This window comes from Gemmobacter caeni (genome assembly GCF_003054195.1).
Lineage (GTDB): Bacteria > Pseudomonadota > Alphaproteobacteria > Rhodobacterales > Rhodobacteraceae > Gemmobacter > Gemmobacter caeni.
This window is the reverse complement of record NZ_QBKP01000013.1, coordinates 68,696-82,228: the sequence shown is the minus strand read 5'-3', so window position 1 is coordinate 82,228 and position 13,533 is coordinate 68,696. Positions and strand designations below refer to the sequence as shown.

General features: G+C 65.9%; 13 protein-coding genes. 7 read left to right on the top strand and 6 right to left on the bottom strand.

Annotation, left to right across the window (positions count from 1 at the left end):
- The 5 genes from C8N34_RS18115 to C8N34_RS18095 are packed head-to-tail and all read right to left on the bottom strand — an operon-like array spanning position 1 to position 6,488.
- The gene (locus C8N34_RS18115) at positions 1-717 is read right to left on the bottom strand and encodes a DUF3726 domain-containing protein (protein WP_108129944.1); all 717 of its coding nucleotides are present in this window, start codon (positions 715-717) and stop codon (positions 1-3) included.
- Positions 717-2,390: a hypothetical protein gene (locus C8N34_RS18110; RefSeq protein ID WP_211317737.1), complete on the bottom strand. Its 1,674-nt coding sequence runs from the start codon at positions 2,388-2,390 to the stop codon at positions 717-719. Before C8N34_RS18110 ends, C8N34_RS18115 begins: the two co-directional genes overlap by 1 nt.
- Before the next feature lie 51 nt (positions 2,391-2,441).
- Positions 2,442-3,989 carry a BCCT family transporter gene (locus C8N34_RS18105; RefSeq protein ID WP_108129943.1) on the bottom strand — a complete coding sequence of 516 codons (1,548 nt, stop codon included), beginning with the start codon at positions 3,987-3,989 and terminating at the stop codon, positions 2,442-2,444.
- A 37-nt stretch (positions 3,990-4,026) separates the two neighbouring features.
- Entirely contained in the window at positions 4,027-5,040 is a 1,014-nt protein-coding gene (locus C8N34_RS18100) for a membrane dipeptidase (RefSeq protein ID WP_108129942.1), read from the bottom strand.
- Positions 5,037-6,488 carry an aldehyde dehydrogenase family protein gene (locus tag C8N34_RS18095; protein WP_108129941.1) on the bottom strand — a complete coding sequence of 484 codons (1,452 nt, stop codon included), beginning with the start codon at positions 6,486-6,488 and terminating at the stop codon, positions 5,037-5,039. Before C8N34_RS18095 ends, C8N34_RS18100 begins: the two co-directional genes overlap by 4 nt.
- A gap of 90 nt (positions 6,489-6,578) precedes the next feature.
- Between C8N34_RS18095 and C8N34_RS18090 the strand changes: the two genes are divergently transcribed.
- The gene (locus C8N34_RS18090; RefSeq protein WP_108129940.1) at positions 6,579-7,451 is read left to right on the top strand and encodes a LysR family transcriptional regulator; all 873 of its coding nucleotides are present in this window, start codon (positions 6,579-6,581) and stop codon (positions 7,449-7,451) included.
- Here C8N34_RS18090 and C8N34_RS18085 read toward each other — a convergent pair.
- A complete protein-coding gene (locus C8N34_RS18085; protein WP_158640726.1) occupies positions 7,427-8,356 on the bottom strand; it encodes a LysR substrate-binding domain-containing protein in 930 nt (309 codons plus the stop codon). The two genes, C8N34_RS18090 and C8N34_RS18085, sit on opposite strands and share 25 nt — an antisense overlap.
- Before the next feature lie 96 nt (positions 8,357-8,452).
- Here C8N34_RS18085 and C8N34_RS18080 point away from each other — a divergent pair, with 96 nt between their 5' ends.
- The 6 genes from C8N34_RS18080 to C8N34_RS18055 are packed head-to-tail and all read left to right on the top strand — an operon-like array spanning position 8,453 to position 13,533.
- Positions 8,453-9,559: an NAD(P)/FAD-dependent oxidoreductase gene (locus C8N34_RS18080; protein WP_108129938.1), complete on the top strand. Its 1,107-nt coding sequence runs from the start codon at positions 8,453-8,455 to the stop codon at positions 9,557-9,559.
- Positions 9,534-9,851: a (2Fe-2S)-binding protein gene (locus tag C8N34_RS18075; RefSeq protein WP_108129937.1), complete on the top strand. Its 318-nt coding sequence runs from the start codon at positions 9,534-9,536 to the stop codon at positions 9,849-9,851. The genes C8N34_RS18080 and C8N34_RS18075 overlap by 26 nt, the downstream gene beginning before the upstream one ends.
- Positions 9,848-11,227 carry an FAD/NAD(P)-dependent oxidoreductase gene (locus C8N34_RS18070; protein ID WP_108129936.1) on the top strand — a complete coding sequence of 460 codons (1,380 nt, stop codon included), beginning with the start codon at positions 9,848-9,850 and terminating at the stop codon, positions 11,225-11,227. Before C8N34_RS18075 ends, C8N34_RS18070 begins: the two co-directional genes overlap by 4 nt.
- Positions 11,224-11,988, top strand: coding sequence for an ABC transporter ATP-binding protein (locus C8N34_RS18065; protein WP_108129935.1), 765 nt, complete (start codon positions 11,224-11,226; stop codon positions 11,986-11,988). The genes C8N34_RS18070 and C8N34_RS18065 overlap by 4 nt, the downstream gene beginning before the upstream one ends.
- A gap of 21 nt (positions 11,989-12,009) precedes the next feature.
- Positions 12,010-12,792: an ABC transporter substrate-binding protein gene (locus tag C8N34_RS18060; protein WP_108129934.1), complete on the top strand. Its 783-nt coding sequence runs from the start codon at positions 12,010-12,012 to the stop codon at positions 12,790-12,792.
- A gap of 51 nt (positions 12,793-12,843) precedes the next feature.
- A complete protein-coding gene (locus C8N34_RS18055; RefSeq protein ID WP_108129933.1) occupies positions 12,844-13,533 on the top strand; it encodes an ABC transporter permease in 690 nt (229 codons plus the stop codon).

The following is a 13,533-nucleotide window of genomic DNA, read 5'->3' as shown; positions in this document are numbered from 1 at the left end:
TCAGTCATTGTCGCTGACCATCGCGCCAGCGCCCCGGCGCGAGGTTTCGGATGCCGGAACTGTCGTGCGCATTGACAGCGCGTTGAGTCCGGCCAGCGTCTCTGCCGAGAGAGGGCACATGTCGGGGGCAGGGGGCGCGATCTTGTGTTCCGCCCGGCAGGTCACCAGCACAACCTGTGCTTCCTGCAGCTTGGAAAGCGCGGTCAGCTTTGCCGGATCCACCTCACCGTCGGCCGAAATAACGGCCTTTTCGCCGTTCCAACCGATTTCGATCGCCGCATTGATCGCCTTGGCGATTCGCGCCAGATGTGGAACGGCAAGCACCGGATGACGCAACGCCCCGACCATGACAGGCGCGGCAGAAACGCCTTCCGGCAGGCCCGCGTGGTCGTCAAGCGACGCGCCGGCCGTGATCGGGCAAAGCGCGCGCCCGTCCTGCGCCGCCCAGATCCGGCCAGAGATGGTCAGGGCACCACCTCCCGCAGGCCGCGCCGCAAGATGGGCCAGCAGGGCCGCCGGACCATCAATGCCGCGGGCAGCCAACCAGCCTGCCGCGAAGCCGGCTTCTTCGGCCAGCCCCCATGGCATGCCGGCGCCGCGTGCGGCCTTCAGGCACAGGGTTTCCACTTCGTTGCGCGACAAGCGGGTCAGCGGCACGGGATGTTCGGAAAAGGTCGTCGCCGAGGCTGTCGGATCATGGGCTTCCGTCAAGGACATCACCGGTTCCTCCCGGCCATTTCATCGGGATAGGGCATGTCTTGGAACATGCTGATACGGACCCATTTGTCGGACCGCGGATCAAAGCGGCTGGCGCCGAAGAAGGCCAGCTTGCAGCGCATCAGGTCGATGGGCAGCATGTCCTTGCCGATCAAGTTGTCACGCACTTCGGCGAAGGGGTGGCCTTCGGCAATCTGCACCCGCCGAGCAGCATAGCGCTGGCCGGGGTCGCGCATCAGGAAGGCGGCGACGGTCGTGTCACCGTCTTCGCCTTGAAGTGCGATGTGCAGCTCCTGCACCAGCCGGGCGATGCAGAGTGGTTGTTCCAATTCGGCACCGTCTTCGCTGTGACGTTCGCCCAACCGCGGTTCGAGCTTTTCCTCAGACACATACCAGAAGCGGGCATCGTTCGCGGAATCACGGAAGTCGATATCCAGCGCCCAGCGGAAATGCTCGCGGATCAGCCGACGCAGGGTCTCGACGGTCATTGCACCATCGATGCGCGCTGCAATGGCCTCGTCGGCGGACATGGTGGGGCCGAGATCGTCGATGAGCTTTCCATGCGGTTCAAGCATCAGGGACAGAAGCGCCTCTTGCCCCTCCAGCGTCAGCGTGACCTCGCCCCAGTGCCAAAGATCGTCCCAAGGATAGGGTGAAGTTCGGGGCCAGTTCGTAAGCTTGTTTGCTATCAGGTCAAGATCGGCATCGAGATCCTTCAGCTTTGCAACCTGGATGGGGTGCTCGGACTGCCACAGTCCGGCGTTGCGACGGGCCTCGGCCAGCGCAGCATTCAGGGACTGAAGGCTGTCGGCATCGGCTGTCGGCAGGGCGCGGACGCGGGCTAGCGCTTCTTCCCGTGCGCGCATCCAGTTGTTCATGAGAACCGGATGGCGCACAAGGAACGGCGCCATGCCGAGGCCGGTGGAATTGCCAACGCCAAGGCTGCGGCGGGTGGCAGGATCCAGCCGCGCCGCGCGCTCGCCGCCCCTCGATGCCGCCAGATGTTCAACAAGGTCGGTGGTGAACTGGCGGGTAAGCCAGACGCTGAGCATCTCGGCCTGGAAAGGGGCCGCCATTTCCGGCCGGTCGGCGATGATCGAACGGTCGGCAGCGCCGAACTTGCCCGCGCCATAGACGGCGGTGGTGCGCATCAGATAGCCGACGGCGGCGACCTCGGCCGGGTCGGGCTGTTCGCCCTGCGCCAGCCGGTCAACCACATGTGCAAACAGCCGGACGGAGCGGTTGGCGCGGCTGAGCGACAGCTCGTGCGGGGTGATCCGGCCCGCCTCCTGCAGGGGGACATTGGCTTCGAGCCGCGCAATATCCTCGCGCGTGGGGTTACCATCGAACAGGGCAAAGGTCGCGTCCCAGGCGGTGGCAATCACTCTGTCGGACCGCATCTCGTCAGGCAGGTCATGGGCAAAGGCCACCAGGCTGTAGGTGCGGACGGGGCCGATGGCGCGATAGACCGCGCGGCCGACACCCTTCGCATTGATGTCCCACAGCGGGCGGTCAAAGCGCCAGCCTTCGCTTTCCATTCGGCGCAGCAACTGGCGCAGGAACGAAAGCCGCGTCGGATGGGCGGCCCCCATGCGAGCAAGCGTCATCACTTGATCTGGCGAACGGCGGAACCGGGCCAGATCGCCGGTCGGTTGGGGCAACATGCGGTTCATCTTCTTCTCCGGTTCCGTATGGCCCGGGGGCTGGCGCCCCTGGACGAAGACTCAGGCCTTGCGGCCCAGCATCAGGGTGATTCGCAGCGCGTCCCATAGCGATGGCAGCAGGATGATCGATACCGGAACTGCCGTCACGACGATGAAGCTTTGCAGCTTGCCAATGCCGCCCGACCCGGTCGAGATCAGGATTAGCGCCATCACCCCCATGGCAATCCCCCAAAAGGCGCGCAGCGCAACTGAGGGTTCGCCCTCGGACATCGCCGCCGAGATCACATAGCTCATCGAATCGCTGGTGGTGGCCACAAAGATCATGGTCAGGATCAGAAACAGGATCGACAGGATGAACCCGGCCGGCATGGCGCTGGTGATTGCCAGCAGCGCGGCGGGCAGGTTGAAGCCCTCGAACGGTCCGGCAATGACCCCGGGCGAGGCCATTTCGAAGGCGATGCCCGACCCGCCGATAATGGTGAACCAGAAATTGGTGATCAGCGGTGCCGCAATTGACAGCATGAGGACGATCTGGCGGATCGACCGGCCACGGCTGACCCGGGCGATGAAGATCGCCATCAGCGGACCATAGCCCATGAACCAGCCCCAGAAGAACACGGTCCACCAGCCCAGCCAGCCGGGTTCGCCGAACATCCCCGCCTCGCCGCGATACATCGACATCTGGAAGAAGTTCTCAAGATAGACGCCCATGCCGCCGAAGAAGCTGGTCAGCATGGCCGTGGTCGGCCCGAATACCAGAAGGAAGACCAGAAGGCCGAGCGCCAGGATCACGTTCAGCGTGGACAGCATCTGGATACCCTTGGCCAGGCCCGAAATGGCCGACAGCGTATAGACCGCGACCAGCGCCATGATCACCACGGCCTGCGTGGCGAAGGTATCGGGAATGCCGGTCAGGGCATTGATGCCATAAGACATCTGCAGACCAAGGAAACCGATCGGCCCGACCGTGCCCGCAACCACGGCGACGATGCAGGTGGCGTCCGCAATCAGGCCGATGGGACCGTTGATCGCCCGGTCGCCGAACACGGGATAGAGCAGCGTGCGCGGCGCCAGCGGCAGGCCTTTGTCATAGTGGTAATGCATCAGCATGACGCCCGAAAGCGAACCGAGGATCGCCCAGGCCAGAAAGCCCCAATGCAGAAAGCTTTGCGCCATTGCAATATTGGCGCGGGCCTGAAGATCGGCCGGCGCCTCGCCGAACAGCGGCGGGGTGGACAGGAAATGCGCGATCGGCTCCCCTGCGGCCCAGAACACGCCGCCACCAGCCAGCAGCGTGCACATGATCATCGACGCCCAGTTGAAGGTCTTGAACTCGGGCATCGACAGCCCGCCAAGGCGCGTGCGGCCGCCAGGCAGCACGCAAAGGACAAGGCTGATCAAGAATGTGGCCAGCATCAGGATCTGCCAGTAAAGGCCGAAGTACTTGGCCGAAACGGCAAAGCCCCAGTCAACCGCCGCCGAAAGCCCGTCAAGGTCCACAAGCGCGTATAGACAAAACAGCAGGATAAACCCACCCGACAGCGCGAACAGCGGTCTGTTGATCCGCTGCAAGGCGCTGCGGCCTCCCTCCATCGAAATATCTGCCATGTCGTTCCTCCCTGAACGTTGTGTCATGGGGCCGCCGTCAACCGACAGCGCGCCTCGATAGTGTTTGTGGCATCTCAGCGGGACCGAAACTGATCTCAAAAAAGCGATGCCAATTGCCGCCCATCACGCCGTCGATAGCAGCGAGATCCAGCCCTGCCGCCTTGAGCCCCGCGCGGAGGCTGCCGAAATCGCGGTTGTCGTGGAACCATGCGGGCATCGGCGGAAACCCCGGCGCATCGGCACTGCCTTCGCCGTAATCCACCGTCTTGGTCCAACGCCCGGTTCGCATCCATTCGACGATGCTGTCGGGCTGGTCTTGGCACAGATCGGTACCGATCCCAACCTGACGGGGACCGACCAGATCCAGCGCGCGGGCCACCATGTCGCACCAGTCCTGAAGCGTGCAGGCGCTGCCGCCCTTGAGGTGATGCGGATACACCGACAGACCCAGAAACCCGCCGGATTGGCCAAGCGCGCGCAGCAGCGTATCCGACTTGTTGCGCAGCGCCGGGTGCCAGCTGTGCAGATTGGCGTGGCTGATGGTGATCGGCCGCGTCGAGTGCTCAATCGCCTCGAGCGTGGAACGTTCGGCCGAATGGCTCATGTCCACGACCATGCCGACGCGGTTCATCTCGGAAACCACGGCGCGGCCCATGCGGGTCAACCCGCTGTCGGTGTCTTCGTAGCAGCCCGAGGCCAGCAGCGACTGATTGTTGTAGGTCAGTTGCATGAACCTCAGGCCTAGCGTGTGCAGCACCTCGACCAGGCCGATGTCGTCCTCGATGCAGGACGGATTCTGCGAGCCGAAGAAGATCGCGGTGCGCCCGGTGTCGCGGGCGCGGCTCACATCGGCGGCTGTCCGCCCCTGAAAGATCAGGTCGGGGAACAGCTCGAACCATCGGTTCCAGCGTTCGATCACCTGCACCGTCTCGCGGAAGGTCTCGTGATAGGTGATGGTGACATGCACCGCATCCACGCCACCGGCGCGCATCTGGCGAAAGATCTTTTCCGACCAGTTGGCGTATTGCAGGCCGTCGATCAGCGGCGTCATTCCGGCGCCCCCGCGGCGACATAGGCGGTCTTCACGCTGGTGTAGAACTCGGCTGCGTAGCGTCCCTGTTCGCGCGAACCAAAGCTGGACGCGCCGCGTCCGCCAAAGGGCACATGGTAATCGGTGCCGGCGGTGGGCAGGTTCACCATGACGCAGCCCGCCCGCATGTTGGCGCGGAAATGACTGGCGCGCGAGAGGCTGCGGGTCATGATCCCGGCGGTCAGGCCGAACTGGCTGTCATTGGCGATGGACAGCGCCTCCGCATAGTTGTCGGCCTTGATCAGGCAGGTAATCGGTGCGAACATTTCCTCGCGGTTGACGGTCATGTCATTGCGGGTTCCGGCCAGCACGGCAGGGGCCATGAAATAGCCCTGGGTCTCGCGTTCCACACGGTCGCCGCCGCACAGCAGCTCTGCGCCCTCGGCGCGGCCCTTTTCGACATAGGCGAGGTTCTGGGCAAGCTGGCTTTCGCTGACCACCGGGCCAATCTGGGTGCCGTCTTGCAGCGCGTGGCCGACCTTGAACGCCTTGGCCGCCGCGACCAGACGCTCGGCGAACTGGTCATGGATCGTGGAATGCACGATCAGCCGGCTGGCTGCGGTGCATTTCTGCCCCGTCCCGCCAAAGGCCGCATTGGCGGCATGAGTGACGGCCAGATCCAGGTCACAATCGTCCATGATGAGCATGGGGTTCTTGGACCCCATCTCCATCTGCACCTTGGTCATGTTGGCCACGGCTGCGGCCGCGATGCCGCGCCCGACGCCCACCGAGCCGGTAAAGCTGATCGCATCCACCTTGGGGCTTTCGACCAGCCGCTGCCCGACCTCGCGGCCCGAACCCAGCACCAGGTTGAACAAGCCCGGCGGAATATCCTGCCGCGCGATGATTTCGGCCAGCGCCACCGCACTGGCGGGGGTCAGGTTGGCGGGCTTCCAGACCACGGCATTGCCAAAGGCCAGCGCGGGCGCGATCTTCCATGCCGGTGTCGCCACCGGGAAATTCCACGGGCTGACGATCGCTACCACGCCCACCGGCTCGCGCCGCACGTCGATCTCGATGCCGGGGCGCACGCTTTCGGCCAGATCACCCTGATTGCGCAGACATTCCGCCGCGTAATAGGTAAAGAACTGGCCGGCGCGATAGGTTTCGCCCTTGCCCTCGGCCAAGGGCTTGCCTTCCTCGCGCGCGATGATGCGGCCGATTTCCCCGGCGCGGGCCATCAGCTCGGTGCCGATGGCCATCAGCACGTCATGGCGTTTCTGGATGCCGGCCGCCCACCAGACCGGCTGGGCCTCCCGCGCCGCGTCCAGCGCCTGATCCAGCTGCTCGGCGCTGGCCTGGTCATAATGGCCGATCAGGTCCGACAGGTCGGACGGGTTGCGGTTCTCGACCGTCGAGATGCCGGACTGCCAGCGGCCCGCGATATGAAGATGCTGATTCTGGGTCATGGCGCCTCACTTTCCTTTGCATCCGGTTTAGGGTGCGCCTATCAATTCAGGCAATCTTGAAGTTCTGAATGAAATTGCAGGAAAACTGAAATGAAACTCGAGATGCTGCGCGTCTTCCAGACCACCGCCGCGCAGGGGTCTCTGGCCCGTGCGGCCGAGGCCCTCGGCAGAACGCCCTCGGCCGTCTCGATGATGCTCTTGCAACTGGAACAGGAGGTCGGAGGCGCGCTGTTCGAGGCTGGCCGCAAGAGCCGCCTGACACCGCTCGGCCTTCTGGTGCTGGAGGAAAGCCGCCGCGCCAACGAGGCGTTCGAGCGCAGCGTCGGCGCGATCCGCCGCTATGCCACCGCGACCGGCGGGCTGGTGCGGATCGCGGCGGTGCCGTCTGCGACCATCGGTCTGTTGCCCCCGGTGATCCTGCGGTTTCGCCGCGAACGCCCGGATGTGCGGTTGGAAATCAACGATGTGGACAGCGCCTCGGTCCGCCGCCGGATCGAGAATGACGAGGCGGATATCGGCATCGTTTCGGCGGCACCGGAAAACGCCGGCGAAGGAACGCTGATCGAACGCACGCCGCTGGGCATCGTCTGCCGGGTGGGTGGCCCCATCGACCGCGCGGCAAGCGAGGGCCGCAGGGATTGGGCACTGACGGAACTGGAGCCGATGATCGTCAACCCGCTCTGCGGGATGGTGAAGAACCCTGCCGTCGAAGGGCTGGTGCTGCGCTCAGGCCTTGAATCGCGCAATACCACGGCCCTTCTGGCTTTCGTTCATGCCGGGCTGGGCGCCACGATCCTGCCCGAAAGCGCGATGCGTGCAACGGGCGGCGCGCTCTCCTTCTTGCAGCCCGACGACCCTGGCGCCTTTCGGCACCTGTTGAAGATCCGCCAGACCACGCGGCCCGCACCCCCGGTGGTCGAGACGTTCTGGCAAAGCCTTCACGCCCTGTCGCCGGGGGATTGAGCCTCTGTCGCGGCAAGCCCGGCAAACCGCTGGCGGACCCGCTGCACCAGATCGCTGACCAGCCGCGAAGCGGGGCGCAGGGCCGGGGTGAGGATGTCATAGGTGAAGGGCTGAACCGGGCGGATCGGACGGGCCACGACCATGCCGAGATGCGCGCAATGCTGCGCCGTCACCGGCTCGACGATCGAAACGCCCGCGCCTCCGGCGACCATGGCGCAGATGGCGAAGGACAGTTGCGCCTCGGCGACCACGCGGGGCTTGATGCCATGATCGGCAAAGAAGCGGTCGGTGTCGGACCTTGTGCTGATCTCGCTGCCAAGGGCGATGAAGGGCCGTTGGTGGAAATCCTGCGGTTCCAGCACCGTCTTGTCACAGAGCGCATGGCCGGGCGGCAGCACCGCCAGCATGGGCATTGTTCCCAGCGGTTCGCGCCGGATCGCCGGCAGATCGAAGTCCAGCGCGCTGAAACCCACGTCGAATTGCTGCGAACTGAGGTGCTGCACCACGGCATGCGAACTGCGCACCCGAAGCGAGACGGCGATGCCGGGCCGCTCAGCGGTGAAGTCGGCTATGGCGCCAGGCAGGAACTGCAATCCAAGGGCCGGCATCGCCGCGATCTTCAGGCTGCCGCTGCGGTATTGCCGGATGTCATCGGCCACGCGGGAGATTTCCTGAAGCCCGACGAACGACCGCCGCACCTCCTCATATAGCGCGTCGGCCTCGGGCGTGGGCGTCAGGCTGCGGCCGATGCGGGCGAACAGCGCAAAGCCGAGTTCGGCCTCAAGATCGGCCAGCAGGCGGCTGACCGAGGGTTGGGTTAGGAACAGCAGATCGGCGGCGGCCGTGACCGAGCCGCTTTCGATGATGGCGCGGAAGGCCTCGATCTGCCGATGGGAAAGCCGCATGTCAGACTCATAGCATTGACGTATGGATAGCGCGATTCTTCGGATTTTACATATTCGCCCCTGATCTGTCATCCCTGCAGCAAGGGGAGATCGGCCATGTCAGCGCAAGCAGGCACAGCAATCATTGGCGGGGGCATCGTAGGGCTGTGCGTGGCCCTCGGGCTTGCGGCGCGCGGGCATGAGGTGCTGGTGCTGGACGGGCGCGACGGCGACATGCGCGCTTCGCAGGGGAATTTCGGGCTGGTCTGGTTGCAGGGCAAGGGCGCAGGCTATGCGCCCTATGCGCGCTGGTCTTTTCAGGCGGTGCAGGCCTGGCCCGACTTTGCGAAACGCCTGTCAGGGCTGGTCGACGTCGATCTGGCGCTGTGTCAGCAGGGCGGCTACGAGTTCTTCACCGACGCTGCGGAATATGAGGCTTTCGGCCACGACCTGCACCGGCAGGCCAACGCGCTGGACGACCGCTTATCTTTTGAACTCCTGAACCACGCCGATCTTGCGGCGCGCCTGCCCGGCATCGGTCAGCGCGTGGTCGGGGCGAGTTTCTGCCCGCTTGATGGCCATGTGAACCCGCTGCGCCTGCATTTCGCGTTGCGGCAGGCCTGCCTTGCCAGCGGGGTCCGCATCACTTGCGGCGCCAGCGTCGTATCCGTGCGCCCAGCGGGCGCTGGTTTCGCCCTTTTGGACGAGACCGGCCGTCAGACCCGCGCCAGCCGCGTGGTTCTGTGCGCGGGCCTGGGGGCGGCGCATCTTGGCCCGCAGCTGGGGTTCCGGGCGCCGATCCGGGCGCAGCGGGGCGAGCTGATGATCACCGAGCGGGTGGCCGACCGCCTGCCCTTCCTCTCCAGCACGATCCGGCAGGTCGATGAGGGCGGTTTTCAGATCGGCGGCACCAAGGCCGAGACCGACTGCGACACCGAGACGACCACCACGATGGTGGGACTAGCGCAGCACGCCGTCGCGGTCTGGCCCCGGCTGGCCGATCTGCGCGTGCTGCGCTCCTGGGCGGCGCTGCGCGTCATGACGCCGGACGGCTATCCGATCTACCAGCGTTCCGCCGATCATCCGGGCGCCTTCCTTGTCACCTGTCACAGCGGGGTCACGCTGGCACCCCTGCACGCAACACGGCTGGCCGAATGGATCGACGGCGATCCCGCCGCCCCGGATCTGGAGGCTTTCGATGAACGCCGCTTCGCGCTTTCGTGACGCCCCCGGCGCCGCCCCGCGCAGCCTGCGCCTGATGCTGGACGGGGTGCCCGTGCTGGCCCGGCCGGGCGAAAGCGTCGCCGCGGCGCTGCTGGCGCACAGCGGGGGCGCCACGCGCCAGACGCCTGTCACCGGCGCGGGGCGCGCGCCCTATTGCATGATGGGGGTGTGTTTCGACTGCCTTGTCACCATCGACGGGCACCCGAATGTGCAGGCCTGCATGGTGAGCGCGCGCGAGGGCATGGTGATCCAGCGCCAGATCGGCGCGCGCCGGCTGGGGGACCAGCCATGAGCGCCGATCTGGTCATCATCGGCGCCGGTCCAGCCGGGATGGCGGCGGCCCGGGTGGCGGCGGAGGGCGGGTTGTCGGTCACGCTTCTGGACGAACAGGAGCGGGCGGGCGGGCAGATCTACCGGAATGTCGGCGCGGTAGCGGGGCGCGGCTGGCTGGGGGCCGATTACGCGCGCGGCGGCGCTCTGGTGCAGGGCCTCGATCATCCCGGCATCACGCATCAGCCCCGCGCAACCGTCTGGCGCATCGACGCAAGGCGCGGCGTGATCTGGTTGCGCGACGGGCAAAGTCATGTCAGCCCGGCCGCGCATGTCCTGATCGCCACCGGCGCGCAGGAGCGGCCCGTGCCTTTTCCGGGCTGGACCCTGCCGGGGCTGATGCCCGCAGGTGCGGCGCAAATCCTGATGAAACAGTCGGGTATGGTGCCGGATGAGGCCATCCTCGCCGGGGCGGGGCCGCTGCTCTATCTGGTCGCGGCGCAGATGATCGCGGCAGGTGCGCCGCCGGTCGCGCTGGTCGAGACGCCGACGGCGATCACCCATGCCCTGCCGAAACTGCCGCGCGCGCTGTTCGGCCTGCCGACCCTGATCAAGGGCCTTGGTCTGATCGCCCGCATCCGCGCGGCCGGCATCCCGTGGTATCGGGGCGCCGCCGACTTCCGGGCAGAGACGACGGAGGACGGCCGGATCCGCTTTGACTTCACCACCGGAAAGCAGAGCCACAGCCTGACGTGCGGCCTGTTGCTGACCCATCTGGGCGTGATCCCGCAAAGCCACCTGACCCGCTCGATGGGTCTGGCGCATGAATATGACGCGGAGCAAGGCGCCTGGCGGCCGACGCTGGACCCCTGGGGGCAGTCGTCCGAGCCCCATGTGTTCGTTGCAGGCGACGGCGGCGGGATCGGCGGCGCCGAGGCTGCGCGGGCAAAGGGCGCGCTGGCCGCGCTGGCGATCCTGCACCAGGCCGGAAAGCTGGATGCAGCCGGGCGCGACCGGCGGGCCGCTCCGCTCCGCCGCGCTTTGTCGCGCGCGCTTTCCCTGCGGCCGTTCCTCGATGCAGCTTATTCCGTGCCCTCCGCCTTCCTAGCCCCGCCGGACGAGACCATCGTCTGCCGCTGCGAGGAGGTTACCGCCGGTTCCATCCGCAAGGCCGCCTGCACCGGCGCCGAGGGCCTGCGCCTGATGCGCACCAGCCTGCGCACAGGAATGGGCCCCTGTCAGGGCCGGATGTGCGAGACCACCGTCATCGGGCTGATCGCCGAAGCGACCGACCGCCCCGCGTCCACCCTCGGGCCGGGCCGCATCCGCACCCCCGTCAAGCCCGTCACCCTGGCCGAGATTGCAGCCCTCGGTCCCCAGCCAGAGGAAACCACATGACCGAACCCGCGCTCCGTGTCGAAAACATCCGCAAGAGCTTTGGTGGGCATGAGGTGTTGAAGGGCATCTCGATGAGTGCCGCCAAGGGCGATGTCGTGGCGATCCTTGGCGCCTCAGGCTCGGGCAAAAGCACCTTCCTGCGCTGCATCAACCTGCTGGAGACCCCCACCGACGGCAAGGTCTGGCTGAAGGGCGAGGAGATGCGGATGACCAGCCGCCAAGGCGAACGCCGCCCCGCCGACTTGCGCCAGGTCGAACGGATGCGGGCAAGGCTGGCGATGGTGTTTCAGGGCTTCAACCTCTGGTCGCACATGACCGTGATGGAGAACATCACCGAAGGCCCGGTGCATGTGCTTGGCACCCCGCGCCGCGAGGCGCGCGAGAAGGCCGCGGCACTTCTGGCCAAGGTCGGCCTGTCGGACCGCGCCGACTATTACCCCGCGCATCTGTCGGGCGGCCAGCAGCAGCGCGTGGCCATCGCCCGCGCGCTGGCGATGGAACCCGACGTGATGCTGTTCGACGAGCCGACCTCGGCCCTTGACCCCGAACTGGTGGGCGAGGTTCTGGCCGTCATGCGCGCGCTGGCTGACGAGGGGCGCACCATGCTTGTCGTCACGCATGAGATGGCCTTTGCCCGCGATGTCTCATCCCGGACCGTGTTCCTGCATCAGGGACAGATCTGCGAGGAAGGCCCGCCCGACCAGCTTTTCCGCAACCCGCAGACCGACCAATTCCGGGCCTTCCTGTCCCGGATGAACTGATCACCCAGAGGAGGAACCACCATGATCAGAAAGACCCTCATCGCCGCAGCCACCCTTGCGACCCTTGCCACCGGCGCCTTTGCGCAGGACAAGCTGCGCATCGGCGTCGAAGGCGCCTATCCGCCCTTCTCGTTCAAGCAGGCGGACGGCAGCCTTGCGGGCTTTGACATCGACATCGCCATGGCGCTGTGCGCCGAGATGAAGCGCGACTGCGAGCTGGTCGAACAGGACTGGGACGGGATGATCCCGGCGCTGAAGGCGAAGAAGTTCGACGCCATCGTCGCCTCGATGTCGATCACCGAGGAACGCAAGCGCCAGATCGACTTTTCGGCGAAGTATTACAAGACCCCGGCGCGGGTGGTGGCGAAGAAGGACTCCGGCCTTGAAGGCACGGCGACAGGGCTGGCTGGCAAGCGTCTGGGCGTGCAGCGCGGCTCGACCCACCAGTGCTATGCCGAAAAGATGTTCCCCGAGGCGGAAATCGTCCTTTACGGCACGCAGGAAGAAGTGTTCAGCGACCTTGCCCTTGGCCGGATCGACGCGCAACTGTCGGATTCGCTGATCTCGCAGGAAAGCTTCCTGTCCAAACCCGAGGGCGCGGATTTTGCCTTCCTTGCCGGCGATCATACCGATGTCGATTGCTATGGCGAAGGCGTGGGCATTGCCGTGCGCCAGGGTGAGGAAGAACTGCGCGACGCCTTCAGCGCGGCGATCACCGCGATCCGCGACAACGGCACCTACAAGACCGTCAACGACAAGTATTTCCCCTTCGACATCTACGGCGGCCGTCCCGACGGGATGTAACCGGACCCCGGGGGCGCATCCCGCGCCCCCGGCCTTTGCGTGAGGTCAGGCATGGATCTTCTTATCGAATACCGATCACAGCTTTGGGCCGGGCTGGTGACAACGGTTCAGATTGCGCTGGCCTCGCTGTTCTTTTCGGTGGCTCTGGGGCTGATCGGCGCCTGGGCGAAACTATCGGCCAACCGCACCGCAAGGGCGCTGGCCGGCGCCTATACGACGCTGGTGCGCGGCGTGCCGGACCTTGTGCTGATCATGCTGGTCTTCTTCGGCGGGCAGGTCACGCTGAACGCCATCGGCGCTGCCACCGGCCTCTGGGATTATCTCGAGGTCAGCCAGTTCGCCGCCGGCGCCCTGACCATCGGCGTGATCTTCGGCGCCTACTTCACCGAAACCTTCCGCGGTGCGATCCTTGCCATCCCGCGAGGCCAGATCGAAGCCGGAATCAGCATCGGCATGTCGCGCCCGCTTCTGTTCCGCCGCATCGTCTGGCCGCAGATGGTGCGCTATGCCCTGCCCGGTTTCGGCAACAACTGGCTGGTGCAGCTGAAGACGACGGCGCTGGTCTCGGTCATCGGCTTGCAGGATCTGGTCTACAACGCCTTTGCGGCGGGCCGGTCGACTGACGCGCTGTTCACCTTCATGGCGGCGGCCTTCGTGATCTATCTTGGCCTGACGGCGCTGTCGGACCTGGGCCTGCGTGCACTGGAACGGCGCTACAGCCGCGGCGTGCAAAGGGCCTGA

Excerpts from the sequence above, each read along its gene's own strand:
- C8N34_RS18115 (WP_108129944.1), bottom strand. The coding sequence starts at position 717 with ATGTCCTTGACGGAAGCCCATGATCCGACAGCCTCGGCGACGACCTTT.
- C8N34_RS18110 (WP_211317737.1), bottom strand. The coding sequence starts at position 2,390 with ATGAACCGCATGTTGCCCCAACCGACCGGCGATCTGGCCCGGTTCCGC.
- C8N34_RS18105 (WP_108129943.1), bottom strand. The coding sequence starts at position 3,989 with ATGGCAGATATTTCGATGGAGGGAGGCCGCAGCGCCTTGCAGCGGATC.
- C8N34_RS18100 (WP_108129942.1), bottom strand. The coding sequence starts at position 5,040 with ATGACGCCGCTGATCGACGGCCTGCAATACGCCAACTGGTCGGAAAAG.
- C8N34_RS18095 (WP_108129941.1), bottom strand. The coding sequence starts at position 6,488 with ATGACCCAGAATCAGCATCTTCATATCGCGGGCCGCTGGCAGTCCGGC.
- C8N34_RS18090 (WP_108129940.1), top strand. The coding sequence starts at position 6,579 with ATGAAACTCGAGATGCTGCGCGTCTTCCAGACCACCGCCGCGCAGGGG.
- C8N34_RS18085 (WP_158640726.1), bottom strand. The coding sequence starts at position 8,356 with ATGCGGCTTTCCCATCGGCAGATCGAGGCCTTCCGCGCCATCATCGAA.
- C8N34_RS18080 (WP_108129938.1), top strand. The coding sequence starts at position 8,453 with ATGTCAGCGCAAGCAGGCACAGCAATCATTGGCGGGGGCATCGTAGGG.
- C8N34_RS18075 (WP_108129937.1), top strand. The coding sequence starts at position 9,534 with ATGAACGCCGCTTCGCGCTTTCGTGACGCCCCCGGCGCCGCCCCGCGC.
- C8N34_RS18070 (WP_108129936.1), top strand. The coding sequence starts at position 9,848 with ATGAGCGCCGATCTGGTCATCATCGGCGCCGGTCCAGCCGGGATGGCG.
- C8N34_RS18065 (WP_108129935.1), top strand. The coding sequence starts at position 11,224 with ATGACCGAACCCGCGCTCCGTGTCGAAAACATCCGCAAGAGCTTTGGT.
- C8N34_RS18060 (WP_108129934.1), top strand. The coding sequence starts at position 12,010 with ATGATCAGAAAGACCCTCATCGCCGCAGCCACCCTTGCGACCCTTGCC.
- C8N34_RS18055 (WP_108129933.1), top strand. The coding sequence starts at position 12,844 with ATGGATCTTCTTATCGAATACCGATCACAGCTTTGGGCCGGGCTGGTG.